Source organism: Nocardioides sp. CFH 31398 (genome assembly GCF_022436705.1).
GTDB lineage: Bacteria > Actinomycetota > Actinomycetes > Propionibacteriales > Nocardioidaceae > Nocardioides.
The window spans coordinates 1-26,938 of record NZ_JAKUHT010000024.1; the positions used below are offsets into that span (position 1 = coordinate 1).

Below are 26,938 nucleotides of genomic sequence, written 5' to 3' on the forward strand. Positions count from 1 at the left end.
CCCGTCCGGCTTCACCGACCCCGACCGCACGGTCCTGCCGCCGCAGGTGAGGCGCACGACGCTGCCCAGCGGCCTGCGGGTCATCACCGAGGCGATGCCCGGGGTCCGCTCGGCCTCCCTGGGCGTCTGGGTGGGCGTGGGGTCCCGCGACGAGAGCCCGGCGCTCCACGGCTGCTCCCACTTCCTCGAGCACGTCCTGTTCAAGGGGACGTCGACCCGCAGCGCCATGGACCTCTCCGTGGCCCTCGACGAGGTCGGGGGAGAGGTCAACGCCTTCACCGACCGTGAGCACACCTGCTTCCACGCGCGCGTCCTGGACGCCGACCTGCCCCTGGCGGTCGACGTCCTGGGTGACATGGTCACCGACTCGCTGATCGCCGACGTCGACGTCGACGCCGAGCGCGAGGTCATCCTCGACGAGATCGCGATGCACGCCGACGACCCGGACGACGTCGTCGCCGACCTGTTCGCCGAGCGGGCCTGGCCCGGCTCGCCGCTGGGTCAGCCGGTCGCCGGCACCGCCGACTCGATCGCGGCGCTGAGCCGGGAGCAGGTGGCGCGGTTCCACGCGGACCACTACCGGCCCGGCTCGATCGTCGTCTCCGCGGCCGGCAACCTCGACCACGACGAGGTCGTCGCCCACGTCGTCCGGGCGTTCTCGCGTCGCGGCTTCCTGGACGGGCCCGGCGAGCCGCGGACGGTGGAGCGCACGTCGTCGCCCCTCCTGCCCGTCGCCGGGGAGTCCCGGCTGTCGCGACCCTTCGAGCAGGTGAGCGTGCTGCTCGGGCACCGCGGGCTCGTGCGCGGTGACGCGCGGCGCTACGCCCTCGGCGTCCTCGTGACCGCGCTGGGCGGCGGGACGTCGTCCCGGCTCTTCCAGGAGGTCCGCGAGCGCCGCGGCCTCGCCTACTCGGTCTACGCCTACTCCTCGGCGTACCGCGACGCGGGGGTGCTCGCCGTCGGCGCCTCCTGCCTGCCGGAGCGGGTCGAGGCCCTGGTGGACGTCGTCCGCGCCGAGCTCGCCGAGGCCGCGCGCACCGGGCTGTCCGCCGAGGAGGTGCGCCGCGGCCAGGGCCAGCTGCGCGGCGCCACCGTGCTCGGGCTGGAGGACCCGGGGTCACGCATGTACCGCCTGGGCCGCTCCGAGCTCGCCGGCGAGGTGCACCTCGGGGTCGACGACGTCCTCGACCGCATCGGCGCGGTCACCCCCGACGCCGTCGGGGCCCTGGCCGCCGAGCTGCTGTCCGGCCCCGAGACGCTGGCCCTCGTCGGTCCCTGACCGCCGGTCCTCCGTTTAGCCCGGACGTGTTCACTTCACTGTGAAGTCACTTCACCATGAACTGATCCCACGGACGGAGTGAGCATGACCGGCACCGCACGACCCGCCCCGCGCGTCCTCGTCACCGGCGCGAGCATCGCCGGTCCCACCCTGGCGTGGGGCCTTGACCGCGCGGGCTTCGAGGTGACCCTGCTCGAGCGGTCGCCCGAGCCGCGCCGGGCGGGGCAGAACATCGACGTCCGGGGCCTCGGTCGCGAGGTGGTGCGCCGCATGGGCCTCGAGGGCGAGGTCATGGCGAACCTGACCGGTGAGAAGGGGACGCGCTTCGTCGACCGGTCCGGGTCGCCGTACGCCGTGTTCCCGCGCACCGAGGGGCAGGACGGCCCCACGGCGGAGGTCGAGATCCTGCGCGGCGCCCTGGCCGGGATCCTGATGGACCGGGTGCCCGCGGGCGTCGAGGTCCGGTACGGCGACCACGTGGTCGGCGCCGAGCAGGACGCCGCCGGGGTCGACGTGGACCTGGCGAGCGGGCGCCGCGAGCGGTACGACCTGCTCCTGGTGGCCGAGGGCCGCAGCTCCCGGACACGACGGCTGCTCCTCGGCGACACGACCACCTACCGGGAGCGTGGCGTGACGCTGACTTTCGGCACCCTCGACCGGGTCCTGGGCGACACCGACTTCTGGGACTGGTACACCGCCACCGGCGGCCGCGTGGCGTCGATGCGTCCCGACAACCTCGGGACGATCCGGGCCACCCTGTCCTTCACCTCGCCGCCCATGGGCTTCGAGCGGCTGCCCCTCGACGCGCAGCTCATCGTCCTGCGCGAGCGGTTCGCCGGTGCCGGCTGGCAGGCCGAGCGCATCCTGGACGGCTTCGCGGCGCGCCCCGAGGAGTTCTACAGCCAGCGGATGGAGCAGGTCGTGCTCCGGCCTTGGAGCCGCGGGCGGGTCGCGCTGGTCGGCGACGCCGCCTGGGGCTCGGGACCCACCGGGATGGGGACGACGCTGGCCCTCGTCGGCGCGCACGTGCTGACCGGGGAGCTCGCCGCCGACCGGGAGCGGGGCCTCACCTCGCCCGCCGCGGCGTTCGGCCGCTACGAGCGGCTCCTGCGTCGCTACGTGGACAGCGCCCAGGGCCTGCCGCCCGGAGGGGCCCGGCTGGTGCACCCGGCCTCGCGGCTCGGCGTCCGCGGGATCCAGGCGATGCACCGCGTGACGGCGTCCCGGCCGGTGCGGCGCCTGTTCACCGAGCACCTCCTCACCAGCGAGACGCACGAGCCCGTGCTCCCCGACTACCCCTTCGCCGGGGAGGTGGGCGCGAGCCTCTGAGAGGATCGGCGACGTGTCGCAGGAGCCGGACGACGGGCGGGCCGCCCTGCACGTCGAGGTGCTCGAGGCCCTGCGCGGCTACGCCGTGGCCTACCAGGAGTCGACGCTGCACTTCGCCCGGTCCGTCGGGCTGCCCACCACCGACGGCGTCGCGCTGGGTGAGGTCGTGTACGCCGACCTCACCGGCGCGCCCCTGTCGCCGGCCGGGCTCTCGCGGCGTACCGGCCTGACCTCGGGTGCCGTCAACGCCCTGGTGAACCTGCTCGCGCAGCACGGGCTGCTGACTCGGACCCGGGAGCACGACGACCGACGGATCGTCTCGCTGCGGCCCACGGCCGAGGCGCTCGAGCGGGCCCAGGCCTACTACGGCACGCGGGCCGAGGAGCTGCAGGACGCCCTGGCGTCGTACGACCACGAGGAGCTGCGTCGGGTGCGCGACTTCCTGGTCCGCTTCGCCGCGATCCTGCCGCGGGCCGACTGACCGGGTCGGCGCCGCCCGCGGCGCACCGGGGCGTCGGTCAGGTGCGGGTGCCGACGATCCCGATGACCGGCGGGTCGGCGGAGTCGAGGCGGGTGACCTCGAAGCCGGCGCCGGCGAGGGCGTTGCTGGCGCCGCCGACCACCTTGGCGAGGTCCTCCCGCACGCGGGGCGTCTCGTAGAACAGGAAGAGCTTGCCGCCCGGCACGAGCCGGTCGTGCAGCAGTGCCACCTCGTCGGCGCAGTCGCGGACCCAGAACAGGTTCACGTTGAAGGCGAACGCCTTGTCGAGGCGGCGGACCGGCACCCGCAGCGTCGCCAGGTCGATCTGTCGCACCGTGAGCCGACCGGAGTCGACGTGCGGCTGGTTGCGCCGCCGGGTGCGGTCGACGCCCGACTCCGAGCGGTCGATGCAGAAGAGCTTGCCCGACGAGAGCCGGGGACAGATCACCTCCGCCGCCGCCCCGGGACCGCAACCGATCTCGAGGAGGTGGTCGGTGCCCTGCACGTCCATCGCCCCGACCGCCCACCGGATGCGCGGGGGAACCGTCTGCCGCACCATGGGTCGTAGCCTGCCAGATCCCGCGCACTAGGTTGGGCGCATGGACGGCGACGAGACCCCCCGCACCCCTCTGCGCGTCGGCGTGCTGGGCGCGCGCGGCAAGGTCGGACGCGAGGTCTGCCGCGCCGTGGCGGCCTCCGAGGACCTCGAGCTCGTGGCCGAGCTCGACGCCGACGGGGACCTCGACGATCTCGTCACGTCCGGCGCGTCGGCGGTCGTCGACTTCACCAGCCCCTCGGCCGTGATGGGCAACCTCGAGTTCTGCGTCGCCCACGGCATCCACGCGGTGGTAGGGACCACCGGCTTCGACGACGACCGGCTCGCCACCCTGCGCGGGTGGTTGGACGACGCCCCCGGCACCGGCGTGCTCATCGCCCCGAACTTCTCCATCGGCGCCGTCCTGATGATGCGGTTCGCGGCCGAGGCGGCCCCCTTCTACTCCTCCGTCGAGGTGGTCGAGCTGCACCACCCGGACAAGGCCGACGCACCGTCCGGCACCGCCCGCCGCACGGCGGAGCTCGTCGCCGCGGCGCGGGCCGACGCCGACCTGCCCCCCGCCCCCGACGCCACCACGACGTCCCTGCCCGGGGCCCGGGGCGCGGACGTGGCCGGGGTGCCCGTCCACGCGGTGCGGCTGCGGGGACTCGTCGCCCACCAGGAGGTGCTGCTCGGCGGCGAGGGCGAGACGCTGACCATCCGTCACGACTCCTTCGACCGGGCGTCCTTCACCCCCGGCGTCCTCGCCGGCCTCCGCGCGATCGGCGAGCGCCCGGGCCTCACGGTCGGGCTCGAGCACGTCCTGTGGCCCGCTGCGTCGGGCAGGTGACGACTCGGCAACACCTTCTCGCCGGGCGTGGCGATCGGTCCGGTGAGGTGGCAGGCTGCCCGGGTCGACCCTTACTCGGAAGGTGACCATCCCCGTGCGTCCCACCTCGCGCCTCGTGCGCCCCGCCGTCCTGGCCGCCACCCTCACGGCCCCCGTGGCGGTCCTCGCCCTCGCGCTGCCCGCCCAGGCCGCCCCGATCGAGACGGAGCCCCGCGTCACCGCTCCCATCGAGACCGAGCCGCGCACGAGCAGCGCCCCGATCGAGACCGAGCCGCGCGTCGCGGCGCCGATCGAGACCGAGCCCCGCTGACCCGGGCGTGACGTGCGGGTGGGCTCAGCCCACCTGCGTGTGCAGCCGCACCTGCGTGAGCAGGTGCTCCCCGGTGCCGTCGACGTCCATCTGCCGGTGGGCGCTGTCCGGCGCCCAGCCGGCACCCGTCAGGAAGCCTCGCGTGGCCTCGTCGGTGGCGAGGCTCCAGGTGACCAGACGGGCGAAGCGGTCCGCCACGACGGTGTCGACCGCGGCTTGCAGCAGCCGCGAGCCGTGACCCCGGCCCCGTTCGGCGGGGTCGACGACCAAGTCGACCATCTCGGCGTCCGCGACCGGGTCGAGGTCGGGATCGGTCGCCGGCGCGGTCACGACGTACCCGGTGACCCGGTTGCGCTCGAGCGCCACCAGCACCCGCACCCGGGCGTCCGGGGGAGCGGCCATCGAGGAGTGCCAGGCACGGGACGCCTCGTCGACGTCGATCTCGAGCAGGCCGGCCGGGAGGACGCCGTCGTACGTCGCGGGCCAGGCTCGCGCCTGCACCGCCGCGATGGCGGCGGCGTCGTCGCCCCAGGCGAGGCGCACCGAGACGTCGGCGGTGGGGGCGGGCTCCACGGGGTGGTCCGGCCCGCTCAGCGGTAGGTCTCGGGCAGGGTCTGGCCGAGCTTGACCTGCGCCTTCGGGAGCCGCATGAACTTCATCTGCAGCGAGCGTGAGATGGCGTAGTACGTCGTGCCCTTCAGCGGTGCGTCCGGGAAGCGGCGCTTGAGCTCGCGGCGCAGGCGCATCCGCAGGAACAGCATGTCCAGGACGACGAGCACCAGGGTGCCGAGCAGCACCAGGTTGCCGATGCTCGCCAGGCGCGGGTTGCCGGAGTAGCCCAGGATCAGCGTGACGATCAGCAGCGGCAGCATGAGCTCGACGAACGACAGCCGGGTGTCGACGTAGTCGCGGATGAACCGGCGGACCGGGCCCTTGTCGCGCGGCGGCAGGTACCGCTCGTCGCCGGTCTTCATCCCGTGCCGGATCTCCTGGCTGCGGGTGGACCGGGCGGCACGCTGGGCGGCCGCCTGCTCCTTGCGGGTCCGCGGCGTCTTCGCCTTGGCCTTCCGCAGCGCCTCCGCCTCCTTGCGGGTGGGCGTCGGCCGCCCCTTGCCCACGGTCGCGCCCGTCGCGGACGACGGGGTCTCGACGACGGTGTCGGTGGTCTCGTTCTTGTCGCGGCGGAACAACGCGGTGGGCCTCACGGGTCGCAGGACGGCTGGGAGAGCCAGTCTACGGCGGTCGCAGGCGTCTGGGGTTTGCGCCTAGGCTGGGCGGGAGAGAAGCACGTCGTACCCGGCCGAGCCGGCGAGCAGCACCCGCGCACCCCACGACGTCCAGAGCAGACCCCACGAGGAGTGGTCCACCCATGGCCCTGATGAAGCGCTTCGGCATGATCTTCCGGTCCAAGGCGAACGCCGCCCTGGACCGTGCGGAGGACCCTCGCGAGACGCTCGACTACAGCTACCAGCGCCAGCTCGAGCTGCTGAGCAAGGTGCGCCGGGGCGTCGCCGACGTGGCGACGAGCCGCAAGCGGGTCGAGCTGCAGGTCAAGCAGCTCGAGCAGCAGGCCGACAAGCTCCAGCAGCAGGCGGAGAAGGCCATCTCGGTCGACCGCGAGGACCTCGCCCGCGAGGCGCTGACCCGCAAGTCGGGTCTCAACCAGCAGATCGCCGACCTGCAGACGCAGCACGCGCAGCTGCAGGGCGAGGAGGAGAAGCTCACCCTCGCGCAGCAGCGGCTGCAGGCGAAGGTGGAGTCCTTCCGCACCCGCAAGGAGACGATCAAGGCGACGTACACCGCCGCCGAGGCGCAGACCCGCATCGGCGAGGCCATGAGTGGCATCGGCGAGGAGATGGGTGACGTCGGCCTGGCGATCCAGCGCGCCGAGGACAAGACGGCGAACATGCAGGCGCGCGCCGGGGCCATCGACGAGCTGATCGCCTCCGGCGCCCTCGACGACGTCTCGAGCCCAGGCGGCAGCGACGACATCTCCCGCGAGCTCGAGGCGATGAGCTCCGGTGCGGACGTCGAGGCCGAGCTCGCCCGTCTCAAGGGCGGCGGCAGCAGCGCCCCGCAGCAGCTGCCCTCCGGCTCGACCGGCGGCTCCGCCGACGCTCTCGACGCGGAGCTGGCCCAGCTGAAGAAGCAGAACGAGGGGGGCCAGGCATGATCGTGCGCATCCTCGGTGAGGGGCAGTTCGACGTCGCCGACGACCGCATCGACACGCTCAACGAGCTGGACGACGCCGTCGAGGCGGCCATCGCGGCGGACGACGAGGCCGCGTTCACGACGGCGTTCGCCGCGCTGCTCGAGGCCGTGCGGGTCTCGGCCGCGCCGCACGCCGCCGACGCGCTCGACGCCTCCGACCTGGTCCTGCCGCCGGCCGACGCCTCCATGGGCGAGGTCCGCGAGATGCTCGCCGAGGACGGGCTGATCCCCGGCTGAACGGTCTGAGAACCGCCTGAGGAGCCTTGGCGGAGCGGGGGAGAATAGGGACATGGCCAGATCCCGCTTCATCAAGGACTCCGGGCTCACCGCCCGGATGACGCTCGTCATGTTCCTGCTCGGCGCGCTGTTCGTCGCACTCATCGTCGCGCTCATGGCCATCGCGGGCCGGGTCGGGGGCGGCGGCCTCGTGGTCGTCGTCGGCCTCGTCGGGATCGGGGTGGCCTTCTGGCAGTGGTGGTCCTCCGACAAGGTGGCCATGCGCGCCATGCGCGCCCGGGAGGTCTCGCCGCAGGAGGCTCCCGAGCTCCACGGGATGATCGACCGACTCTGCGCCCTGGCCGACATGCCGAAGCCGCGCGTCGGCGTCGCCGACATGTCCATGCCGAACGCGTTCGCCACCGGGCGCTCCCCGGAGCGTGCCGTGGTGTGCGTGACCACCGGCATCCTCCGCACGCTGGACGCCGAGGAGCTCGAGGCCGTCCTCGCCCACGAGCTCTCGCACGTCGCGCACCGCGACGTCCTCGTCATGACCGCCGCGTCGTCCGCCGGCATCGTCGCGGGCATGCTGACCAACGGCGCCCAGTACGGCGGGTTCGCGCTGTCGCGGTCGCGCAACAACAACGCCGCCGTCGCGTTCGTCGCGGCCCTCGCCGTCAGCCTGGTCGTGTACGCCATCAGCTTCTTCCTGACCCGGCTGCTCTCGCGCTACCGCGAGATGTGCGCCGACCGTTCGGGTGCCTACCTGACGATGAAGCCGGCGGCGCTGGCGTCGGCGCTGCAGAAGATCAGCGGCGACATGGCCCGCATCCCGCAGCGCGACCTGCGGGCCAACGCGGCGATGAACGCGTTCTTCATCGCCCCGGCGGTGTCGGGCATCTCGTTCTCGCAGCTGACCTCGACCCACCCGTCGCTGGAGCAGCGGCTCGAGCAGCTCGCGCGGATCCAGGCCGAGCTCGACCGTCCCGTCGCCTGACGGCCCGGTCTGCGACGCTGAGGCCATGGGCTTCCTCGACGCGATCCTCGGACGCCGCGCCCCGCGCCCGAACCGGCTCGACGACCTGTTCCACCTCCCGAACGCGGCGGTGACCCTGCAGACCGCGGCGGGCCTCGAGCCGACCGGTGTGGGGGCCGTCTGCTACCGCGGGGCCGCGGGGGCCGCGTTCAGCCAGACCCAGGACGAGATCGTCCAGCTGCTCGACGCCGACCCGAATGCCCCGAAGGTCGAGAAGAGCGTCGACTCGTTCGGCTTCACCTGGCTCGTCGTCCGCCGCGACCCGAGCGACACCTCCGGGCTCGCAACCGACCTGCACGCGGTCAACACCATCCTCGGCGACCAGGGCTTCGCCGACGGGCTGCTCTGCTCGCACCTCGGGTTCAGCGACGCCTCGGGCCGCCGGCTCGCCGTCGTCTACCTCTACAAGCAGGGCACGTTCTACCCCTTCGCCCCGACCGGCCCGCAGTCGCGCGACAACCTGCTCGAGCTTTCGGTGCGCGACCACCTCACCGGCGAGCTGCCGATGGAGAAGGACACCTCCCGCTGGCTCGCCATCTGGGGCGCCCCCGGCATCTGAGCCGCCACGTCCGGGCCTGCGAGACCGTGGCCGCGGGACCCGGTGAGGCGGACGGGGCGGTCCTCCGGGCCCGTCACGGTCCCGACAGGCTCGACCGGCGGTGGTCCGACCTGACCGGCTGCGGCGGTCAGCCGGGCAGCGAGAGCATGCGCTCCAGCGCGACCTTCGCCCAGTGCTCGGTGTCGGGGTCGACGGTGATGCGGTTGACGACCTCGCCCGCGACGAGCGACTCGAGCGCCCACACCAGGTGCGGGAGGTCGATGCGGTTCATCGTGGAGCAGTAGCAGACCGTCTTGTCGAGGAAGGTGATCCGCTGCTCGGGGTGCTCGTTCGCCAGGCGGCGGACCAGGTTCAGCTCGGTCCCGATCGCCCACGCCGTGCCCGCGGGAGCCTTGCGGACGGTGTCGATGATGAACTCGGTCGACCCGACGAGGTCGGCCTCGAGGACGACCTCGTGGCGGCACTCGGGGTGCACCAGCAGCTTCACGTCCGGGATCGTGCGGCGCAGCTCGCGGGCGACGTCCGCGGTGAAGCGGCCGTGGACCGAGCAGTGGCCCTTCCACAGGATCATCCGGGCGTCACGGAGCTCGGCCTCGGTGAGGCCGCCGTTCGGGCGGTGCGGGTCCCACACCACGCAGTCGTCGAGGGAGAAGCCGAGCTCGAGGACGGCGGTGTTGCGGCCGAGGTGCTGGTCGGGCAGGAACAGCACCTTCGTCGGCATGCCGGTGACGGCCTCGTCCTTCTGCGCGAAGGCCCACTCCAGGGCCCGCCTCGCGTTGGACGACGTGCACACGGCGCCGTCGTGGCGGCCGCAGAACGCCTTGATGTCGGCGGAGGAGTTCATGTACGTCACCGGGACGACGGCGTCCGCGACGCCCGCCGCCTCGAGGGCGTCCCAGGCGTCCTCGACCTGGCCCAGCCGCGCCATGTCGGCCATCGAGCACCCGGCGGCGAGGTCGGGCAGGACGACCTGCTGGTCGTCGCCGGTGAGGATGTCGGCCGACTCGGCCATGAAGTGGACGCCGCAGAACACGACGTACTCCGCCTCGGGACGGGCCGCGGCCTCGCGGGCGAGCTTGAACGAGTCGCCGGTGACGTCGGCGAAGGCGATGACCTCGTCGCGCTGGTAGTGGTGGCCCAGCACGAACGCGCGGTCGCCCAGCGCGTCCCGGGCCGCGCGGGCCCGGGCCACCAGGTCCGGGTCCGAGGCGGGCGGCAGGTCGCCTGGGCAGTCCACGCCGCGCTCGGAGCCCAGGTCACGGCCGCGGCCGAGCGGGAGGAGCGGCAGGTCCACCGTCGTCATGACCCGATCGTACGGCGGGCCGCCGACGCCCACCCACTCGGCGGAGGCCGCCCCGAGGGCCGGGCCGGGAGACCGGGTCAGAGCAGCGAGCCGTGGTGCAGGTACGGCGCGGGCGGGCGGCAGCGACGCAGCGCCAGGTAGCCCCGCTGGTGCAGGGCCAGCCCGGCCGCGAGGCCGACGTCGATCGCCCACTGGTTGGCCGCGGTGAGGTGGCCGATCCTGGTGCCGGGCTCGTCGGCGGGCGCCGAGGCGAGTGCCTCCCATGCCAGGTCGCGCGCGACCGCGACGGTCGTCGCGGCGAGCAGGGCCGGCTCGCCGCTGGGCCGGAGGTAGGCGTAGCCCTGTCCCGTCGGCCGGTCGACGACGAGCAGCCGCGCGGTCGTGGCGTGGAGCACCTCGTGGTCCGGGCCGTGCGCGGCGCCCCGGGTGCGGCGGTCGACGGAGTCCATGAGGTCGGTGTCGGTGAGCGAGCCCTCACGGATCCGCCCGACGACCGGCAGGGCGCTGCGGTCGACGACCCCGGCCATGAGCATCGCGGGGTGCAGGTCGAACCCCGCCAGCCGGTAGCGGCGCACGGCCGCGGGGTCCGGGGAGGAGGCCAGCATCCCGCGCAGGCAGCCGCGACCGTGGTGCAGCGCGGACTCGAGCAGCACCCGCCCGGTCCCGCGCCCCTGCCGGCCGGGGCGGACGCCGTACGACGCGAGCACCCACATCAGCTCCCGGGTGAAGGAGACGGCGAACCCGACGACGTCGTCGCCGTCCTCGGCGACCCAGCACCCGCCGGGGTCCGTCGCCACGAGGTGGGAGGTCCGACGGACCCAGTCGGCCGCGCGCCGGGCGTCCCGGCCGGCGGCCTCCGCCCCGGCCGGCACCGGCAGCCGCTCCTCGAGGTCGGTGAACGAGTCGGCGCTGATCCGCTGCACCGTCCCGACGTCGTCGAGCCGCATCGGCCGGACCCACACCTCGCCCACCCGCCCACGCTACGACGCCCGACGGGCAGGATGGCGTGATGCGTGTGCTCGTGGCCCCCGACGCCTTCGCCGGCGCGATGAGCGCGGTCGAGGCCGCCCACGCGATCCGGGAGGGCTGGCTGCGGCGCGCCCCCGACGACGAGGTCGACCTCGCCCCGATGTCGGACGGCGGCCCCGGCCTGGTCGACGTCCTCCAGGCCACGCTCGGCGGCGAGCTGCTCGCGCGCACGGTGCGCGGGCCCTTCGGCGAGGCGGTCCCCGCCTCGCTGCTCGTGGTCGACGACGGGGACCGGCGGACGGCGTACGTCGAGGCGGCCCAGGCCGGCGGCCTGCACCTGAGCCGCGGCGAGCGCGGCGAGCAGGCCTCGTCGTACGGCGTCGGGGAGCTGCTCGCGGCGGCCGTCGACGCCGTCGGCGAGACCGGCCGCGTCGTCGTCGGTCTCGGTGCGCTCGGCACGAACGACGGGGGAGCGGGCCTGCTGGCCGCGCTGGGGGCGACGGCGGACCGCCCGCTCGACGCGGGCGCTGCGGGCCTGGAGGGCGTGACCGAGGTCAACCTGGGCCCCGCGCGGGCGCGCGTCGGGGGTGTCGGGGTGCGCGGGGCGTGCGAGGACGCGTCCCTGCTGTCGGGCCTGTTCGGCACGACCAAGGCCGCCGGCGGCGAGCGGGGGATCACCGAGGAGCGCCTGCCGGGGGTCGACGCCGTCCTGGAGTCCTGGGGCGCCGCCACGGGACGTCGCGTGGCGCTCGAGGAGCGGACCGGTGCCGGCGGCGGGTGCGGCCACGCCCTGCGCCTGCTCGGGGCCGACCTCCACGACGGGCTCCGCACGGTCGCCGAGGCCCTGGACCTGCCGGCGCGCTCCGCGGCTGCCGAGGTCGTGCTGACGGGCGAGGCCTCGCTCGACTTCTCCGGCCGCTCGGGTCGCGTGCCCGGCGCCGTGGCCCGGGTGGCCGCCGACGCCATGCGGCCGTGCGTCGTGCTCGCCGGCCGGGTCGTGCTCGGACGGCGTGAGCTGCGGACGCAGGGCATCGAGGCGGCCTACGGGGTGGCCGACCTGGTCGACCCCCAGCGCGCCGCCACCGACCCGGGGGGCGCCCTCGCCGACCTGGCGGCCCGGGTCGCCCGCACCTGGTCGATGTGACCCGGTCGAGCCGCCGGCCCCTGGGGGAACAAGGAGCCGTGTGACAGGATTGGGACTGGATGAGAGCGGTCCCACCGCCGTGGAGCAGACCGCCACACCGAGCTTCGAGGGAGTTGCCATGACCGAGCAGGTCGAGACCACCCAGCAGACGCTGCCGGACCAGGTGAACCTGACCGACGTGGCCGCGCAGAAGGTCAAGGCGCTGCTGCAGCAGGAGGGTCGTGACGACCTCGCCCTGCGCATCTCGGTGCAGCCCGGCGGCTGCTCCGGTCTGCGGTACCAGCTGTTCTTCGACGAGCGCACCCTGGACGGCGACGTCACCCACGACTACGACGGCGTGAGCGTCGTCGTCGACCGGATGAGCGTCCCCTACCTCGGCGGCGCGGTGATCGACTTCGTCGACACCATCGAGAAGCAGGGCTTCACGATCGACAACCCGAACGCCACGGGTTCCTGCGCCTGCGGCGACAGCTTCCACTGACGGGGGACGGCCTCCGACGACGAGGAACAGCCCCGGCCGCCACGGTGGCCGGGGCTGTTCTCCGTCCGGGTTCAGTCGACGTAGAGCGAGGCCAACCTCGCCGCCGCGGCGTCGACGCTGATCCCGGGCTTGAGCTCGGGCCGGGCGGCCTGGCGCGACCAGGCCTCCCAGGTCAGCTCCGGCGCCGGCCGGGTGGCGAGGCGTGCCGCCTGCTCCAGCAGGCGAAGCCGCCTGCGCGCGACCCGTCCGTCGTGTGCCATCTGCTGCGGCGAGGCCGCCTCGTCGTACGCCGGTCGCGGGTCCATGACGCCGACGCTAGGGATTACCGATGAGTACTCCTACGCCTACCCACCGGTAGTGTCGACGCCCGTGTCCCTGCTGATCACCGGCTCCATCGCGACCGACCACCTGATGACCTTCCCGGGGCGGTTCACCGACTCCCTGGTGGTCGACCAGCTCGACAAGCTGTCGGTGTCGTTCCTCGTCGACGACCTCGAGGTGCGGCGGGGCGGGTGCGCGGCGAACATCTGCTTCGGCCTCGGCGCGCTCGGGCTGTCGCCGGTGCTCGTGGGCTCGGTCGGGGAGGACTTCGGGGACTACCGGTCCTGGCTCGAGCGGCACAACGTCGACTGCGCGTCGGTCCACTACTCCGAGACCCGCCACACCGCGCGCTTCGTGTGCACCACGGACGCCGACCACGCGCAGTTCGCGTCCTTCTACGCGGGAGCGATGTCCGAGGCCCGGGAAATCGAGCTGGCCCCGATCGTGGCGCGCGTCGGCGGCACCGACGTCGTGCTCGTCGGCCCCAACGACCCCGAGGCCATGCGCCGGCACACCGCCGAGTGCCGCCACCGCGGCTACCGCTTCGCCTCCGACCCCTCGCAGCAGCTGGCCTTCGGGGACGGCGAGCTGATCCGCGACCTCGTCGACGGCGCCGACCTGCTGTTCTGCAACGAGTACGAGGCCTCGCTGATCACCAGCAAGACCGGGTGGACCCGCGAGGACGTGCTCGCCCGCGTCGGCACCTGGGTGGTGACCCTCGGCGCGTCCGGGGTGCGCATCGAGCGTGCGGGCGCGGAGCCGGTCGTCGTCGCCGCGGTGCCGGCGACCGCCACCCCCGACCCGACCGGCGTGGGTGACGCGTTCCGTGCGGGCTTCCTCGCCGCCGAGGGCTGGGGGCTGGACCACGAGCGCGCCGCACAGCTCGGCTGCCTGCTCGCCGTCCACGTCGTCGAGTGTGTCGGCACCCAGGAGTACGACGTGCAGCCCGATGCCTTCCTGGCCCGCGGGGTCGCGACGTACGGCGAGGCGTTCGGGGCCGAGGTCGGCCCCCACCTGACCGGTCTCAGCGCGCGCGGCTGACCCGGAAGCGGGGGACGCCGTCCTCCGCGACGTCCTCCCCGACGTAGGTGTGCCCGCGCATGCGGCACCACGCGGGGACGTCGGTGCGCGACGCCACGTCGGTCGAGACCACCGCCACCTGCTGCCCGACCTCGACGTCGGCGATGCGCCGGGCGAGCTCGATCACGGGCAGGGGACAGCGCATCCCGCGGCAGTCGAGCTCGAGCGCGGGGTCGTCACCCGGCGTCGGGTGCGTCACAGCCCCACCTCCGCGCGCAGCCGCGGCACGACCTCGGCCAGCGCCGCCAGCAGTGCGTCGACGTCGGCCTCGGTGGTGTCCTCGGCCAGCGAGACCCGCACGTTGCCGTGCGTCAGCACGCCCATCGCCTCGAGCACGCGGCTGGGGGTGAGCGTCGAGGCGGTGCACGCCGACCCGCTGGCGACCGCGAGGCCGCGGCGGTCGAGCTCGGTGACCAGCGCCTCGCCGTCGACGTACAGGAAGGAGAAGGTGACGAGGTGCGGCATCCGGTCGACGGGGTCGCCGACCACCTCGACGTCGCCGAGGGCCGCCACCCCGGCGCGGAGCCGGTCGACCAGGGCGGACTGGCGGGCCCCCACCACCGCCGCGTCGTCGACCACGGCCCGCAGCGCGGCCGCCGCGGCGAGGGCGGCCGGCACGTTCTCGAACCCCGAGGCGCGCTCGTCGGAGCGGTCGTCGACGGGGAAGGGGGCCCGCCAGCGGGCTCCGTGCCTGACCAGCAGGACGCCGACGCCGGCCGGCCCGCCCCACTTGTGGGCGGAGGCCGCCGCGGCGTCCCAGCCGGTGGGCAGCGGCTCGCGCCCGGCCGAGGCGCAGGCGTCGACGAACAGCGGCACCCCGTGCTCGCGGGCGGCGGCGGCGCACGCCGCCACCGGCTGGCGGGTCCCGACCTCGTGGTTGGCGCTCTGCACGGCCAGCACGGACGCGCCGGGCAGCAGGGTGGCCAGGTCCTCCGGGCGCACCCGGCCGAGACGGTCGACCCCGAGCTCGGTCGACGGCGTGCCCAGCCAGCGCTCGGCCCAGGCGGCGGCGTGGGGGACGGCGGAGTGCTCGACCGCGGTGAGGACCAGCGGACCGGGGGCCCCGTGACCCGGACGGCGGCGCCCGACGAGCAGCCCCAGGAGGCCGCGGTGGGTGGCGTCGGTGCCCGAGGAGGTGAAGGTCACCTCGTCGGGCCGGACGTCGAGGGCGTCGGCCACCACGGCCCGGGCGTTGTCCAGCAGCAGGCGCGCCGAGCGGCCCGCCCCGTGGAGCCTCCGGGGGTCCGCCCAGCCGCTGCGCAGGGCGTCGTCGAGGACCGCGCGCGCCGCCGGGTGCAGGGGTGCGGAGGAGGCCGTGTCGAGGTACGCCACGCCCTGAACGTACTCGTCCCCCGAGGGCGTCCTCGGGGGTCGGTGAGGGTACTGTTCAGGCGTCGTGCTCGTTGCAGAGAGAGGCTCGTCGAGTGCCTTGTGAGAACCCCGGGCGTCGCCGCTCCGCCGGGAGCCGGGCGAAGCGTGTGGGCCTGGCCGCCGTCGGCGCGGTGGGCCTCGCCCTGCTCGCCGGCTGCTCCGCGGAGACCGAGCGTCAGATCCGCGGCCTGGCCATGCCGGAACCCGCCACGGAGCAGGCTCCGGCCATCTACGACCTGTGGCGGTGGGCCTGGCTGGCCGCCATCCTGGTCGGCATCATCGTGTGGGGCCTGATCGGCTACGTGGTCGTGCGGTACCGCCGTCGCCACGAGGACGAGGTCCCCGTGCAGACGCGCTACAACCTGCCGCTCGAGATCTTCTACACCGTCGCGCCGATCATGATGGTGGTCGTCTTCTTCTACTGGACGCTCACCGTGCAGAACGAGGTGCTGGACGAGCAGGACCCCGACGTGGAGCTCGAGGTCGTGGGCCAGCAGTGGTCCTGGACCTTCAACTACCCCTACACGTCCGACGAGGGCGACGAGGGCTACGTCTACTACAGCGGCACCGCGAGCGAGATCCCCACGCTGGTGCTGCCGGAGGGTGAGCGGGTCCAGTTCAACCTGCACTCGCCCGACGTGATCCACGGCTTCTGGGTGCCCGGCTTCCTGATGAAGATGGACGTCATCCCGGGCCGCACCAACAACTTCCAGGTGGTCCCCAATCAGGAGGGCTTCTTCAAGGGGAAGTGCACCGAGTTCTGCGGTGTCTCCCACTCCCGCATGTTGTTCAACGTCGACGTGGTCTCCCCCGAGGAGTACGAGGCCTACCTCGACGAGCTGGCCGGCACCGGTCAGAACTTCAGCCCCGAGCCGGTGACCGGCGGCGACGACGCCGACACCGTGGCCGGGCTCGAGGAAGAGGAGGCCAGCCAGTGACCGCAACACTGCCCCCCACCACCGCGACCCCGGGGGCCGGCGCTGAGCGCAACGCGACGCTCGGGCAGCTGATCGTCCGGATGATCACGACGACCGATCACAAGCTGATCGGCAAGATGTACCTCGTCACGTCGTTCAGCTGGTTCCTGATCGCGGGCCTCATGGCCATGCTGATCCGCTCGGAGCTGGCGTTCCCGGGCAAGCAGGTCGTCTCGGACGACCTGTACAACCAGCTCTTCACGATGCACGGCACGATCATGCTGCTGCTGTTCGCGACGCCGCTGTTCTTCGGCTTCGCCAACGTGATCATGCCGCTGCAGATCGGGGCGCCGGACGTCGCGTTCCCGCGGCTCAACATGTTCAGCTACTGGCTGTTCCTGTTCGGCGGCCTCATCACCGCCTCCGGGTTCCTGACCCCCAACGGCGCCGCCGCGTTCGGCTGGTTCGCCTACACCCCGCTGTCGGACGCCGTCCGCTCGCCGGGTGCCGGTGGCGACCTCTGGATCATGGGCCTGTGGCTCGCCGGCCTGGGCACGATCCTCGGCGCGGTCAACTTCATCACCACGATCATCTGCATGCGCGCGCCCGGCATGACCATGTTCCGGATGCCGCTGTTCGTCTGGAACACGCTCGTCACGAGCCTGCTCGTGCTGATCGCGTTCCCGATCCTCGCCGGCGCGCTGCTCTCGCTGGAGGCCGACCGCCTGCTCGGCGCCCACGTGTTCGACGCCGCCCACGGCGGACCGATCCTCTGGCAGCACCTGTTCTGGTTCTTCGGGCACCCGGAGGTCTACATCATCGCGCTGCCGTTCTTCGGCATCGTGACCGAGATCTTCCCGGTGTTCAGCCGCAAGCCGATCTTCGGCTACGTCGGCCTGGTGGGCGCCACGCTCGCCATCGCGATCCTCTCGGTCGCCGTCTGGGCGCACCACATGTTCGTGACGGGCGCGGTCGACCTGCCGTTCTTCTCGGGCATGACGTTCCTGATCGCGGTGCCCACAGGGGTGAAGTTCTTCAACTGGATCGGGACCATGTGGGGCGGCAGCGTCTCGATGGACACCCCGATGCTGTGGTCGGTCGGCTTCCTGGTCACCTTCCTCTTCGGTGGCCTGACCGGCGTCCTGCTGGCCTCGCCGCCGCTGGACTTCGCGGTCTCCGACTCCTACTTCGTGGTCGCGCACTTCCACTACGTCGTCTTCGGCACCGTGGTGTTCGCGATGTTCGCCGGGTTCTACTTCTGGTGGCCGAAGATGACGGGCCGGATGCTGGACGAGCGCCTCGGCAAGCTGCACTTCTGGCTGCTGTTCGTCGGCTTCCACACCACCTTCCTGGTGCAGCACTGGCTCGGCGTCGAGGGCATGCCCCGTCGCTACGCCGACTACCTGCCCGACGACGGCTTCACCACCCTGAACCAGGTGTCGACCATCGGCTCGTTCGTGCTGGCCGCCTCGACGCTCCCGTTCCTCTGGAACGTCTACGTCTCGCGCCGGTCGCGCAAGATCGAGGTCGACGACCCCTGGGGCTGGGGCCGGTCGCTGGAGTGGGCGACGAGCTGCCCGCCGCCGCGCCACAACTTCCACGAGCTGCCCCGCATCCGTTCGGAGTCGCCGGCCTTCGACCTGCACCACCCGGAGGTGGCGGCCCTCGAGCTCGAGGACAACGGCGCCATCCTGGGCGAGACCCCGACGGACACCCCCGACATGGCCGGGCGCGCGGAGATGCTCCGTGAGCGGGTCGTGGAGGACCGCAAGAACAAGATCGACGACGAGAGGGACACCGACCGATGAAGGCGGAGACCTGGGTCTTCGGCAGCTCGGCGATCTTCTTCGCCGCCGTGAGCCCCGTCTACTGGTTCGTGACGGGCGACTGGACCGGCACCTCGGCGCTGGTCATGGCCACCCTGCTGGTCCTGATGGTCGCGCTCTACCTCGGCGCCTCGGGCGCCCGGATGGACCCGCGGCCCGAGGACCGCAAGGACGGCGAGATCGCGGAGGGCGCCGGCGAGCTCGGCTTCTTCCCGCCGTACTCGTGGTGGCCGCTGTGGTGCGCCTCCACCCTCGCCGTGTGCGTCCTCGGTGTCGTCTTCGGCTGGTGGCTGTTCATCATCGGTGTCGTCTTCGGCTCCATCGCCCTGTCCGGGTGGGTCTTCGAGTACTACCGGGGCGTCCACGCCCACTGAGCCCCACTCCGCAGCAGCACGCTCCCGGACGGCCCCCGCCACGCGGGGGCCGTCCGCTGCGTTTCGGGGCGTGGCCGCCGGGTTAACCTGGACGACGGGCGCGCTCGCGCGCCCGGGCCCCCACCCTCCCTGCCCGTCCTGGAGGAACCGTGTCCGTCGTGCGTCTGCGTCGCGCGGCAGTCGCCGCCACCGCCGTCCTCGGCCTCACCGTGACGGCCGGCTGCTCCGCCGCCGACGTCCTGCCGGGCGGGTCCGGTGGCTCCGGCGCCGGGGGCTCCGCCTCCGGTGACGGGGCGTCGCAGGACGACGGGTCGCTGGAGATCACGGCGACCCCGCAGGACGGCGCGGGCGCCGTCCCCGTCGACGCGCGTCCGACCGTCCGGGTGACGGGCGGCGAGCTGGGACGGGTGACCCTCAGCGGACCCCGCAAGGACCTCGAGGGCGTCGTCGCCGACGACGGCGGCTGGGTGGCCACCGACCGCCTCGAGCCCGGCACGACGTACACGCTCACGGCCGAGGCCACGGGGGAGGACGGCGAGTCCGGGACCACCCGCACCCGCTTCACCACCCAGGACCTCACCCTGGACCAGCAGACGTTCCCCTCGGTCGCGCCCCTGGAGGGCGAGACCGTCGGCGTGGGCATGCCGGTGATCGTGCAGTTCGACGTGCCGGTCACCGACCGGGCGTCGATCGAGCGTCACCTGTCGGTGGAGAGCACTCCCGCCCAGCCCGGCTCCTGGCACTGGATCAGCGACAGCGAGGTGCGCTGGCGCCCGAAGGACTACTGGGAGCCCGGCACCGAGGTCACGGTCGACGCGGACGTCAACTCCGTCGACGCGGGCGGCGGCATCTACGGCCAGGAGAGCCGCAGCATCGACTTCACGGTCGGCTCGTCGGTCATCAACCGCGTCGACATCGCCGCCCACACCATGAAGACCTTCATCGACGGCGACCTGGCACGGACGATGCCGATCAGCGCGGGCAAGGGCGGCTTCGAGACCCGCTCCGGCACCAAGGTGATCATGGAGAAGTTCCGGACGAAGACGATGGACGCCGCGACCACCGGAATCCAGCCCGGCGACCCCGAGTACTACAACATCGACGACGTCGAGTACGCCCTGCGCGTCACGAACTCCGGTGAGTTCCTGCACGCCGCCCCGTGGTCCGTGGGGTCCCAGGGCTCGGCGAACGTGAGCCACGGCTGCGTCGGCATGAGCACCGAGGACGCCGCGTGGGTGTACGACAACACCAAGCGCGGCGACGTGGTCGAGGTGACCGGCTCCAGCCGCCCCATGACCGTCGACAACGGGTGGGGCGACTGGAACGAGTCCTTCCAGGACTACTCCGAGGGGTCCGCGCTGGGCTGAGCCCCGTCGGGACCCTGCGTGGGGTCCGTGGACGGCTCTGCCCACACGTCGGCGTCGTAGTCGGTGTACGGCGCCAGGGCGGCGCCCTGCTCGGCGTACTCACCGGGCACGCGGAACCCCCACACGCTGTCGGTGGCGATCGCGACCAGCTGGTCGTCGTCGAGCACCGTGCCGTCGCGGGTGACGTCCCAGCGGCTCGACGGGAGGTCGAGGCCGTTCGTCGCCGCGACGACGACCCGCAGCCCCCGGCGCTCCGAGAGCAGCTCGGCGACCCGTCGCTCACCCGGCCCGTCGCCGGTGTCGCTGTAGACCCGCAGGACGTCCCCGTCCGGCAGGGTGCGCACGGAGCAGTCGGCCATGTACCCCGCGCAGCGCTCCCCGACCAGCCCGAGCATGTCAGCGCCCTGGACGTTGACGCCGACCTCGCCCAGACCCTCGCCGGGCGGAGTGAGGTGGAGGTCGCCGTAGGTGTCCGGGGAGCCACCGCTGGCTCCCTGGCCGCCGTAGGTGTCGGTGACGCCCTCGGCGCCGACCTGGTTGAGCAGGTCGACGAGGACGGCGACGGTGGACCGTCCGTCGAGCCGCGCCTCGGCGGCGGGGGAGGCCGTCGGCTCGGACGCCACCGTCGGTGCGCTCGGCGCCGACCCGCCGCCCGTCGTGGGGAGCACCAGCGCGACCCCGGTGACGGCCGCGGCCGCCCCGGCACCGGCCAGGACGGTGGCCAGACGGCGCTGACGACGGCGGACCGTGCCCCGGGCGCGGGCGGTCCGAGCGAGGTCGTGGACGTCGATCTCCACGGGCGCGACGGCGTCGCGCATCAGGTCGTCGAGCTTCATGCGGGGTCCTCCAAGTCGGGGAAGCGGGTGCGGAGCCGGGCGACGGCGCGCGAGCTGCGGGCACGGAGCGTGGGCTCCGTGATCCCTAGCAGGTGTGCCGTCTGCGCGACGCTGAGGTCCTCGAGGTAGCGGAGGACCAGGACGGTGCGGTCGGTCGGGGAGAGCTCGGCCAGCGCCGCCAGGAGGTCCAGGCGGCGGGCGGTGTCGGGGTCCTCGACGGCTCGGTCGTCGACGTGCTCGGCCGGCCGTTCGGCGGAGGAGCGCCGGCGGCGCTGGGAGAGGAAGGTCCGCACGAGCGTCGTCCGGGCGTACGCCACCGGATTGGTCGACGCGCGCACGGCCGACCACCGCGAGAAGAGCTTGGCGTACGTCGTCTGGGTCAGGTCCTCGGCCAGGTGGTGGTCGCCGCAGAGCAGGACCGCCGTCCGGTGGAGCCGCGGCGCCGTCTCGGCGACGAAGCGGTCGAAGTCGAGGGGCCCGTCGGGCCCGGGGGGTGGGTCGCCCATGCGGACCGCCTCGGGTGGCGTGGCGCTGGTCATCGTCATACCCCTGGGACGCCGCCGGTCGCGCGGGGCGTGACACCCCGGACGCCAAGAACCCCGGACCCGGCCCGTGGGGGCCGGATCCGGGGTTCCGGTCGAGCGGTCAGTGCGGGGTGTTCTCGCCCCGCGCCGTGAGTGCCCTGTCGTCGCCCGAGCCCTCCAGCTCGTGCTCGTGGGCCGCGTGGGCGTGCGCCTTCTCCAGCTCCGCCCGGGTCGGGGTGTCGACCCCGCCGCCGTGGAGGTAGGCCGAGAGACGGTGACGCAGCCTCGCCGACCGGGTGGTGGGGGAGGGGACCCCGTTCTCGTCGGTGGCCCGCTCCAGCTCGACCGGACGGTCCGGGTCGCGCTGGGCGATCGCGTACGCCTTCCCGACCGGCAGGGGCTCGTGACGCTCGGAGAAGCCACCCTGGGCGGACCGCATGATGATGCCGGTCTCGTACCCGTGAAGCAGGTCCTCCTTGTCCTTGCGCTGCAGCGAGATGCACCAGCGCCGGGTGATGATGAACGCCAGGATCGGCCCGACGATCACGGCCACCCGCAGGAAGTACGTGATCTGGTTGATGCTCAGGTCGAAGGTGATCGCGATGATGTCGTTACCGCCGGCCATCCACATCAGGCCGTAGAACGTCATCAGCGCCACCATCGTGGCCGTCCGGCCCGGGGCGTCGCGCGGACGCTCGAGCAGGTGGTGCTCACGCTTGTCCTTGGTGATCCAGGCCTCCACGAACGGCAGGGCCAGCAGGATCAGGATGGCGATCGTCGGCAGCAGGATGATTGGGATGAACACGTTCAGCGAGAGCGTGACCCCGAAGAAGCTGTACTCGAGCGGCGGTCCGGGGAAGATCCGGAGCGCGCCGTCGGGCCAGCCCATGTACCAGTCCGGCTGCGAGCCCGCGGTGACCTTCGACGGGTCGTAGGGGCCGTAGGCCCAGATCGGGTTCAGCGTGAACAGACCGCCGAGCAGCGCGGTGACGCCGAAGACGATGAAGAAGAACCCGCCGGCCTTGGCGGCGTACACCGGGAGCATCGGGTAGCCCACGACGTTCTGCTCGGTGCGGCCGGGTCCAGGCCACTGCGTGTGCTTGTGGTAGACGAGCAGCAGCATGTGCGCGGCGATCAGACCCAGGATCAGGCCGGGCAGCAGCAGCACGTGGACGGTGTAGAGGCGCGAGATGACCGCCGAGCCCGGGAACTCCCCGTCGAACAGGAAGAACGACGCGTAGGTGCCGATCACCGGGATCGACTTCACGAAGCCGTCCGCGGCGCGGATGCCGGTGCCGGAGAGCATGTCGTCGGGCAGCGAGTAGCCGGTGAAGCCCTCGAGCGTGCCCATCACGAGCAGCAGGACGCCGATGACCCAGTTCAGCTCGCGCGGCTTGCGGTACGCGCCGGTGAAGTAGACGCGCATCATGTGCACCAGCATCGCCGCGATGAAGAGCATCGCCGCCCAGTGGTGCATCTGACGCATCAGCAGGCCGCCGCGGACGTCGAAGGACAGGTCCACCGTCGAGGCGAACGCCTCCGACACGTGCAGGCCGCGCATCGGCTCGTAGGCACCGGTGTAGGTGACCTCGGCCATCGACGGGCGGTACCACAGGGTGAGGAAGACGCCCGTGATCAGCAGGACGACGAAGCTCCACAGGGCGATCTCGCCCAGCATGAACGACCAGTGGTCCGGGAAGACCTTGCGGAGGTTCTTCTTCGCGGCGCCTGCGAGCCCGAGGCGCTCGTCGGCCCAGTTGGCCGCCTTGCCGACGGGCGAGCCCTTCTTCGCCGACGACGCCTTGGCGCCGTTCGTGCTGGCCACCTGCGAGGCGACCGACGACTGGCCGGCGCCGTTGGTCTCTGTCGTGCTCATCAGCCACGCTCCCAGAAGCTGGGTCCGACGGGTTCGGTGAAGTCGGACTGGGCCACGAGGTAACCGTCCTCGTTGACCGCCAACGGAAGTTGCGGAAGCGGCCGCGCTGCCGGGCCGAAGACCACACGTGCGCCGTCCGAGAGGTCGAACGTCGACTGGTGGCACGGGCAGAGCAGGTGGTGCGTCTTCCGCGCGTACAGGTTGATCGGGCACCCGACGTGGGTGCAGATCTTGGAGTAGCACAGGATCCCGTCGACGGCCCAGTTCTCGCGGCCGGGGGCGGGGGTGTTGTCGGAGGGGTCCATCCGCACGACGACGATCGACGCCTTGGCCTTGTTGACCAGGAGGTCCTCGCCCTCGTACAGCGGCTCACCCTCCTCGTCCGTCTCGAACAGGGCGATGGGCTGGCCGTTGATCAGGTCGCCGATCTCCATGTCGGACGGGCGGATCGGGGTGCCCACGACGTCGCGGGCGAGCAGCATGCCCTCCTCCCAGATGGTGGAGAAGAGCTTGTCCCCGGGCAGCGGGCCCAGGTCGCGCAGACCGACGACGGCCGGGATGCCGAGCAGGCCGACCGCGCCGATGAGGGTGTTGCGGATCAGGGGCCGCCGGGCGATGCCGGACTCCTGCAGACCGTCGTCCAGCGCCTTCAGGGTGGCCTCGCGGTCGTCGTCGCTCGACGCGGCGGGGTGCCGCATCTCGACGATCTCCTTGTCGGCCATCAGCTTGCGCGCCCAGTGGATGATCCCGACGCCGATGCACAGCAGGGCGCCGGCCAGGGACAGGCCGAGGACGAGCGTCGAGGCGCCGAGGCCGGCGAACGTGGTCCAGTTGTCACCGATGTCGATGGCGAAGTAGGCGACGACGAAGACGACGGTGCAGACCATCGACACGACGAACAGGGCGGCGACCTGTCGCTCGGCCCGGCGCTCCTTGGCCTCGGCGACGTCGGTCGGGCGCCAGGTGTGCTCGCCGAGACCCGGGTCCTCGATCGGGACCTGGGGCACGCGGGAGGAGCTGCGCTCCTGCTCGAGGGTCACGTCGTCACCTCGCCCTTCTTCTTGCGGTCGGTGCGGGTGGTGTGGGCGGCGATCCAGACGGCGAAGCCGACCAGGACGCCGATGCCGACGACCCAGGTCACGGCGCCGTCGACCACCGGGCCGAGCGAGCCGAGGGTCAGGCCGCCGTAGTCGGGGGACTCGTCGACGGAGTTGAGGTACGCGATCACGTCGCGCTTCTCGGTCTGCGACAGGTTGCCGTCGGAGAACGACGGCATCTGACCGGGACCGGTCAGCAGCGCCTCGTAGACGTACTGCTCCTCGGTCTCGCGGACGTTCGGGGCGTAGCCACCCTCCGGCATCGCGCCACCGGAGCCCGCGAAGTTGTGGCAGGCGGTGCAGTTGGTGAGGAAGATCTGGCCGCCGCGCACGACGGCCTCCTCCTGCTCCTCGTCGGTCAGGCCGTCGAGCGACCAGTCCTGCTCGGACGGGATGGCGGGGCCGGGGCCGAGCGAGGCGACGTACGCGGCCAGGGCCTCGCGCTCCTCGTCGGAGTAGGCCTGCTTCTTGGACGGACCCTGCTGGCCGGGGGCGGCCAGCGGCATGCGGCCGGTGCCGACCTGGAAGTCGACGGCCGCGGCGCCCACGCCCACGAGGACCGGGCCGAGCTGCTGGCCGTCGGAGGTCTCGATGCCCTCGCCGTTCTTGCCGTGGCAGAAGGCGCATCCGACGAGGAACAGCTCACGGCCCTGGGCCACCAGCTCGTCGTCGGCCGTGGCCTGGTCGGCGGCCGCCTGCTGGGACGGCGCGAACGCGCTGTACAGGCCCCCGGTCATCAGGAGCCCGAGCAGCAGCACCACCAGGCCGGCGAGGGGTCCCCGACGTCCTCGGGTGAGCCGTCCGGCGGAGCGGTTCAGGAGTCGCACGCTGTTCCTCACAGTGATATCGAGTCGAGTTCTAGGTACCCAGGGCCGAGACGCGGAACGCCTCACTGAATGAGGTAGATCGTCGCGAACAGCGCGATCCACACCACGTCGACGAAGTGCCAGTAGTAGGAGACGACGATCGCGCTGACCGCCTGCTCGTGGGTGAACCGCCTGGCCATGTAGGTGCGCCCCAGCACGAAGAGGAAGGCGATGAGGCCGCCGGTCACGTGGATGCCGTGGAAGCCGGTGGTCAGGTAGAACATCGTGCCGTAGGCGGAGTCGGGGATCGTCACGCCCAGGTGGATGAGCTCGGCGTACTCGATGGCCTGGCCGGCGATGAACACGGCGCCCATGACGTACGTGAGGATGAACCACTCGCGCAGGCCCCACTGCTTGATCTGCCAGACGGTGCCGGAGCGCCCGGGCTGGCCGCGCTCGGCGGCGAACACGCCCAGCTGGCAGGTGATGGACGACGCCACCAGGATCGACGTGTTGACCGAGGCGAACGGGACGTTCAGCTCGGCGGTCTGCTGGGCCCAGAGCTCCGGGGAGACCGCACGGATCGTGAAGTACGACGCGAACAGCGCCGCGAAGAACATGAGCTCGCTGGCGAGCCAGATGATCGTGCCCACGCTGACCATGTCGGGTCGGTCGCGGTGCCCGTGGAGCCGGGAGGCCGGGATGCTCGCTGCTGCTGTCGCCACGCGAGCATTATGCCTTTGCACCCGGCGTCTGTCCGGTGGGCCCCACCCCGGTGTCCGGGGTGGGTCGCGGGGGCGCGGACGGGCGCCGTCACCGGGTTTCGGGCGGCCTCATCCGGGGGTACCGCTCCGGGCCCACCGCAGCAGTCGTCGGTGGCGGTGGGCGAAGAGCGCGGTGACGAGGCCGCGGGCCAGCCGGACCGAGCCGGGCACGAGGCCGAGAGCCCGGCGCGGCGTGCCGCGGAGGCGGTCGACGACGACGCACCCGCCCCCGGGGTCCGCGAGCACCTCGCGCCGGTGCTCCCAGGTCCGCAGGCTCACCAGGCTCGACCGCTCCGTGAACCAGCGCTCACCGATGCCGACGACGACGAGGTCGTCGCACTCCACGGGGAGGACCCCGCCGAGCAGCAGCCAGGCGCGGCCCGCCGGCTCGCCGGGCCGCACGCCCGCGAGGCCGTCGCGCAGCCCGCGAGGCACCGTCATGCGCAGCAGGGGGCGCAGCTCGTCCGCGACGCCGTCGGCGGTGGTGACCCGTGCCCAGGCGGCACCGGGGTCGACGGGCAGGTGGACCCGTCGTACGACCTCGAAGCCGCGCTCGGCCGCGCCGGGACCCATGGCGGGAGGGCACGGGCCGCGAGCCGCACCGGGCGTGCGACGGCTAGCATCACGGCCGTGGCCGAGCAGAGCGTGAACCGGACCGCCCCGCTGCGGGTGCTGGTCTACTCCGACGACCGCAACGTCCGCGAGCAGGTGATCCTGGCGCTGGGCCGTCGCCCGCACCCCGACCTGCCCGAGTGCGAGTACGTCGAGGTGGCCACCGAGCCGGTGGTGATCCAGCAGATGGACGCCGGGGGCGTGGACCTCGCGATCCTCGACGGCGAGGCCGTGCCCGCCGGCGGCATGGGCATCGCGAAGCAGCTCAAGGACGAGATCTACTCCTGCCCGCCGATCCTCGTGCTGACGGGACGCCCGCAGGACGCGTGGCTGGCGACCTGGTCGCGCGCCGAGGCCGTCTGCCCGCACCCGATCGACCCGGTCCAGCTCGCCGAGTCCGTCGTCGTCCTGCTGCGGCGCCGTGCGGCGACCGCCGGGGCCTGAGCGGCCCGGGAAGTCGTGAC

The 26,938-nt window shown here is 72.9% G+C and carries 32 protein-coding genes; 17 read left to right on the forward strand and 15 right to left on the reverse strand.

Features of this window, described 5'->3' with window-relative positions; genetic code table 11:
• From MJ876_RS16760 to MJ876_RS16770, 3 genes are all read left to right on the forward strand, one after another.
• Positions 1-1,279 (forward strand): pitrilysin family protein (locus MJ876_RS16760; RefSeq protein ID WP_308192612.1); only part of this gene is annotated, 1,279 nt, incomplete at its 5' end.
• An 84-nt stretch (positions 1,280-1,363) separates the two neighbouring features.
• Positions 1,364-2,608 (forward strand): FAD-dependent monooxygenase, encoded by a 1,245-nt coding sequence (locus tag MJ876_RS16765; protein ID WP_240238065.1) that lies wholly within the window; start codon positions 1,364-1,366, stop codon positions 2,606-2,608.
• Between the two features lie 13 nt (positions 2,609-2,621).
• Positions 2,622-3,089 (forward strand): MarR family winged helix-turn-helix transcriptional regulator, encoded by a 468-nt coding sequence (locus tag MJ876_RS16770; protein WP_240238068.1) that lies wholly within the window; start codon positions 2,622-2,624, stop codon positions 3,087-3,089.
• A 37-nt stretch (positions 3,090-3,126) separates the two neighbouring features.
• On the opposite strand, the gene MJ876_RS16775 is transcribed toward MJ876_RS16770, so the two are convergent.
• The gene (locus MJ876_RS16775) at positions 3,127-3,648 is read right to left on the reverse strand and encodes a trans-aconitate 2-methyltransferase (protein ID WP_240238071.1); all 522 of its coding nucleotides are present in this window, start codon (positions 3,646-3,648) and stop codon (positions 3,127-3,129) included.
• A 40-nt stretch (positions 3,649-3,688) separates the two neighbouring features.
• Between MJ876_RS16775 and dapB the strand changes: the two genes are divergently transcribed.
• Entirely contained in the window at positions 3,689-4,474 is a 786-nt protein-coding gene (gene dapB / locus MJ876_RS16780; RefSeq protein WP_240238074.1) for a 4-hydroxy-tetrahydrodipicolinate reductase, read from the forward strand.
• Between the two features lie 82 nt (positions 4,475-4,556).
• Entirely contained in the window at positions 4,557-4,784 is a 228-nt protein-coding gene (locus MJ876_RS16785; RefSeq protein WP_240238076.1) for a hypothetical protein, read from the forward strand.
• A 24-nt stretch (positions 4,785-4,808) separates the two neighbouring features.
• Here the strand turns inward: MJ876_RS16785 and MJ876_RS16790 are convergent, their stop codons facing one another.
• Both MJ876_RS16790 and MJ876_RS16795 read right to left on the reverse strand, forming a co-directional pair.
• Positions 4,809-5,357 (reverse strand): GNAT family N-acetyltransferase, encoded by a 549-nt coding sequence (locus tag MJ876_RS16790; protein ID WP_240238078.1) that lies wholly within the window; start codon positions 5,355-5,357, stop codon positions 4,809-4,811.
• A 17-nt stretch (positions 5,358-5,374) separates the two neighbouring features.
• Positions 5,375-5,989 (reverse strand): DUF3043 domain-containing protein, encoded by a 615-nt coding sequence (locus tag MJ876_RS16795; protein WP_240238080.1) that lies wholly within the window; start codon positions 5,987-5,989, stop codon positions 5,375-5,377.
• A gap of 164 nt (positions 5,990-6,153) precedes the next feature.
• Between MJ876_RS16795 and MJ876_RS16800 the strand changes: the two genes are divergently transcribed.
• Genes MJ876_RS16800 through MJ876_RS16815 form a run of 4 tightly spaced genes read left to right on the forward strand, consistent with a single transcriptional unit; the run spans position 6,154 to position 8,806 of the window.
• Positions 6,154-6,957, forward strand: a complete 804-nt coding sequence (locus MJ876_RS16800; protein WP_240238082.1) for a PspA/IM30 family protein — start codon at positions 6,154-6,156, stop codon at positions 6,955-6,957.
• Positions 6,954-7,232 (forward strand): hypothetical protein, encoded by a 279-nt coding sequence (locus MJ876_RS16805; RefSeq protein ID WP_240238084.1) that lies wholly within the window; start codon positions 6,954-6,956, stop codon positions 7,230-7,232. Before MJ876_RS16800 ends, MJ876_RS16805 begins: the two co-directional genes overlap by 4 nt.
• 52 nt (positions 7,233-7,284) lie before the next feature.
• Positions 7,285-8,208, forward strand: coding sequence for a zinc metalloprotease HtpX (htpX, locus tag MJ876_RS16810; RefSeq protein ID WP_240238086.1), 924 nt, complete (start codon positions 7,285-7,287; stop codon positions 8,206-8,208).
• A 25-nt stretch (positions 8,209-8,233) separates the two neighbouring features.
• On the forward strand, positions 8,234-8,806 hold the full coding sequence (locus MJ876_RS16815) for a hypothetical protein (RefSeq protein WP_240238088.1): 573 nt from the start codon (positions 8,234-8,236) through the stop codon (positions 8,804-8,806).
• 127 nt (positions 8,807-8,933) lie between these two features.
• On the opposite strand, the gene nadA is transcribed toward MJ876_RS16815, so the two are convergent.
• Both nadA and MJ876_RS16825 read right to left on the reverse strand, forming a co-directional pair.
• Entirely contained in the window at positions 8,934-10,109 is a 1,176-nt protein-coding gene (gene nadA / locus MJ876_RS16820; protein ID WP_240238089.1) for a quinolinate synthase NadA, read from the reverse strand.
• 77 nt (positions 10,110-10,186) lie between these two features.
• Positions 10,187-11,080, reverse strand: coding sequence for a GNAT family N-acetyltransferase (locus MJ876_RS16825; protein WP_240238091.1), 894 nt, complete (start codon positions 11,078-11,080; stop codon positions 10,187-10,189).
• A gap of 38 nt (positions 11,081-11,118) precedes the next feature.
• On the opposite strand from MJ876_RS16825, the gene MJ876_RS16830 reads away from it, so the two are divergent.
• Entirely contained in the window at positions 11,119-12,222 is a 1,104-nt protein-coding gene (locus MJ876_RS16830; protein WP_240238092.1) for a glycerate kinase, read from the forward strand.
• A gap of 118 nt (positions 12,223-12,340) precedes the next feature.
• Positions 12,341-12,703 carry an iron-sulfur cluster insertion protein ErpA gene (gene erpA, locus MJ876_RS16835; protein WP_240238093.1) on the forward strand — a complete coding sequence of 121 codons (363 nt, stop codon included), beginning with the start codon at positions 12,341-12,343 and terminating at the stop codon, positions 12,701-12,703.
• 71 nt (positions 12,704-12,774) lie between these two features.
• Here the strand turns inward: erpA and MJ876_RS16840 are convergent, their stop codons facing one another.
• Positions 12,775-13,008 carry a hypothetical protein gene (locus tag MJ876_RS16840; RefSeq protein ID WP_240238094.1) on the reverse strand — a complete coding sequence of 78 codons (234 nt, stop codon included), beginning with the start codon at positions 13,006-13,008 and terminating at the stop codon, positions 12,775-12,777.
• Positions 13,009-13,072: 64 nt separating this feature from the next.
• Here MJ876_RS16840 and MJ876_RS16845 point away from each other — a divergent pair, with 64 nt between their 5' ends.
• Positions 13,073-14,065: a carbohydrate kinase family protein gene (locus MJ876_RS16845; RefSeq protein WP_240238095.1), complete on the forward strand. Its 993-nt coding sequence runs from the start codon at positions 13,073-13,075 to the stop codon at positions 14,063-14,065.
• Here MJ876_RS16845 and MJ876_RS16850 read toward each other — a convergent pair.
• On the reverse strand, positions 14,049-14,303 hold the full coding sequence (locus MJ876_RS16850) for a sulfurtransferase TusA family protein (protein ID WP_240238096.1): 255 nt from the start codon (positions 14,301-14,303) through the stop codon (positions 14,049-14,051). The genes MJ876_RS16845 and MJ876_RS16850 overlap by 17 nt on opposite strands.
• Entirely contained in the window at positions 14,300-15,436 is a 1,137-nt protein-coding gene (locus MJ876_RS16855; protein WP_240238097.1) for an aminotransferase class V-fold PLP-dependent enzyme, read from the reverse strand. The genes MJ876_RS16850 and MJ876_RS16855 overlap by 4 nt, the downstream gene beginning before the upstream one ends.
• A gap of 92 nt (positions 15,437-15,528) precedes the next feature.
• On the opposite strand from MJ876_RS16855, the gene coxB reads away from it, so the two are divergent.
• The 4 genes from coxB (at position 15,529) to MJ876_RS16875 (ending at position 19,959) form a co-directional block, all read left to right on the forward strand.
• Positions 15,529-16,413, forward strand: a complete 885-nt coding sequence (gene coxB / locus MJ876_RS16860) for a cytochrome c oxidase subunit II (RefSeq protein ID WP_240238098.1) — start codon at positions 15,529-15,531, stop codon at positions 16,411-16,413.
• 80 nt (positions 16,414-16,493) lie between these two features.
• Entirely contained in the window at positions 16,494-18,200 is a 1,707-nt protein-coding gene (gene ctaD, locus MJ876_RS16865) for a cytochrome c oxidase subunit I (protein ID WP_240238253.1), read from the forward strand.
• A complete protein-coding gene (locus MJ876_RS16870; protein ID WP_240238099.1) occupies positions 18,197-18,592 on the forward strand; it encodes a cytochrome c oxidase subunit 4 in 396 nt (131 codons plus the stop codon). The genes ctaD and MJ876_RS16870 overlap by 4 nt, the downstream gene beginning before the upstream one ends.
• Positions 18,593-18,750: 158 nt before the next feature.
• Positions 18,751-19,959, forward strand: a complete 1,209-nt coding sequence (locus tag MJ876_RS16875; protein ID WP_240238101.1) for an Ig-like domain-containing protein — start codon at positions 18,751-18,753, stop codon at positions 19,957-19,959.
• On the opposite strand, the gene MJ876_RS16880 is transcribed toward MJ876_RS16875, so the two are convergent.
• The 7 genes from MJ876_RS16880 to MJ876_RS16910 form a co-directional block, all read right to left on the reverse strand.
• Entirely contained in the window at positions 19,932-20,795 is an 864-nt protein-coding gene (locus tag MJ876_RS16880) for a hypothetical protein (RefSeq protein WP_240238103.1), read from the reverse strand. The two genes, MJ876_RS16875 and MJ876_RS16880, sit on opposite strands and share 28 nt — an antisense overlap.
• Positions 20,792-21,301, reverse strand: a complete 510-nt coding sequence (locus MJ876_RS16885; RefSeq protein WP_240238105.1) for a SigE family RNA polymerase sigma factor — start codon at positions 21,299-21,301, stop codon at positions 20,792-20,794. Before MJ876_RS16885 ends, MJ876_RS16880 begins: the two co-directional genes overlap by 4 nt.
• Positions 21,302-21,440: 139 nt before the next feature.
• Positions 21,441-23,195, reverse strand: coding sequence for a cytochrome bc complex cytochrome b subunit (locus MJ876_RS16890; RefSeq protein ID WP_240238107.1), 1,755 nt, complete (start codon positions 23,193-23,195; stop codon positions 21,441-21,443).
• The gene (locus tag MJ876_RS16895) at positions 23,195-24,235 is read right to left on the reverse strand and encodes a ubiquinol-cytochrome c reductase iron-sulfur subunit (protein WP_240238109.1); all 1,041 of its coding nucleotides are present in this window, start codon (positions 24,233-24,235) and stop codon (positions 23,195-23,197) included. The genes MJ876_RS16890 and MJ876_RS16895 overlap by 1 nt, the downstream gene beginning before the upstream one ends.
• Positions 24,232-25,119, reverse strand: coding sequence for a c-type cytochrome (locus MJ876_RS16900; protein ID WP_374202482.1), 888 nt, complete (start codon positions 25,117-25,119; stop codon positions 24,232-24,234). The genes MJ876_RS16895 and MJ876_RS16900 overlap by 4 nt, the downstream gene beginning before the upstream one ends.
• 62 nt (positions 25,120-25,181) lie before the next feature.
• A complete protein-coding gene (locus tag MJ876_RS16905; protein ID WP_240238255.1) occupies positions 25,182-25,751 on the reverse strand; it encodes a heme-copper oxidase subunit III in 570 nt (189 codons plus the stop codon).
• Between the two features lie 180 nt (positions 25,752-25,931).
• Positions 25,932-26,435 carry a hypothetical protein gene (locus tag MJ876_RS16910; RefSeq protein WP_240238111.1) on the reverse strand — a complete coding sequence of 168 codons (504 nt, stop codon included), beginning with the start codon at positions 26,433-26,435 and terminating at the stop codon, positions 25,932-25,934.
• 57 nt (positions 26,436-26,492) lie between these two features.
• Here MJ876_RS16910 and MJ876_RS16915 point away from each other — a divergent pair, with 57 nt between their 5' ends.
• Positions 26,493-26,918 (forward strand): hypothetical protein, encoded by a 426-nt coding sequence (locus MJ876_RS16915; protein ID WP_374202483.1) that lies wholly within the window; start codon positions 26,493-26,495, stop codon positions 26,916-26,918.
• Positions 26,919-26,938 lie beyond the last annotated feature (20 nt).

Bases quoted from the DNA above. Each gene is read 5' to 3' on its own strand.
- nadA (WP_240238089.1), bottom strand. From the start codon at position 10,109: ATGACGACGGTGGACCTGCCGCTCCTCCCGCTCGGCCGCGGCCGTGAC.
- MJ876_RS16765 (WP_240238065.1), top strand. From the start codon at position 1,364: ATGACCGGCACCGCACGACCCGCCCCGCGCGTCCTCGTCACCGGCGCG.
- erpA (WP_240238093.1), top strand. From the start codon at position 12,341: ATGACCGAGCAGGTCGAGACCACCCAGCAGACGCTGCCGGACCAGGTG.
- MJ876_RS16910 (WP_240238111.1), bottom strand. From the start codon at position 26,435: ATGGGTCCCGGCGCGGCCGAGCGCGGCTTCGAGGTCGTACGACGGGTC.
- dapB (WP_240238074.1), top strand. From the start codon at position 3,689: ATGGACGGCGACGAGACCCCCCGCACCCCTCTGCGCGTCGGCGTGCTG.
- htpX (WP_240238086.1), top strand. From the start codon at position 7,285: ATGGCCAGATCCCGCTTCATCAAGGACTCCGGGCTCACCGCCCGGATG.
- MJ876_RS16885 (WP_240238105.1), bottom strand. From the start codon at position 21,301: ATGGGCGACCCACCCCCCGGGCCCGACGGGCCCCTCGACTTCGACCGC.
- MJ876_RS16870 (WP_240238099.1), top strand. From the start codon at position 18,197: ATGAAGGCGGAGACCTGGGTCTTCGGCAGCTCGGCGATCTTCTTCGCC.
- ctaD (WP_240238253.1), top strand. From the start codon at position 16,494: ATGATCACGACGACCGATCACAAGCTGATCGGCAAGATGTACCTCGTC.
- MJ876_RS16890 (WP_240238107.1), bottom strand. From the start codon at position 23,195: ATGAGCACGACAGAGACCAACGGCGCCGGCCAGTCGTCGGTCGCCTCG.
- MJ876_RS16815 (WP_240238088.1), top strand. From the start codon at position 8,234: ATGGGCTTCCTCGACGCGATCCTCGGACGCCGCGCCCCGCGCCCGAAC.
- MJ876_RS16775 (WP_240238071.1), bottom strand. From the start codon at position 3,648: ATGGTGCGGCAGACGGTTCCCCCGCGCATCCGGTGGGCGGTCGGGGCG.
- MJ876_RS16805 (WP_240238084.1), top strand. From the start codon at position 6,954: ATGATCGTGCGCATCCTCGGTGAGGGGCAGTTCGACGTCGCCGACGAC.
- MJ876_RS16880 (WP_240238103.1), bottom strand. From the start codon at position 20,795: ATGAAGCTCGACGACCTGATGCGCGACGCCGTCGCGCCCGTGGAGATC.
- MJ876_RS16800 (WP_240238082.1), top strand. From the start codon at position 6,154: ATGGCCCTGATGAAGCGCTTCGGCATGATCTTCCGGTCCAAGGCGAAC.
- MJ876_RS16830 (WP_240238092.1), top strand. From the start codon at position 11,119: ATGCGTGTGCTCGTGGCCCCCGACGCCTTCGCCGGCGCGATGAGCGCG.
- MJ876_RS16840 (WP_240238094.1), bottom strand. From the start codon at position 13,008: ATGGACCCGCGACCGGCGTACGACGAGGCGGCCTCGCCGCAGCAGATG.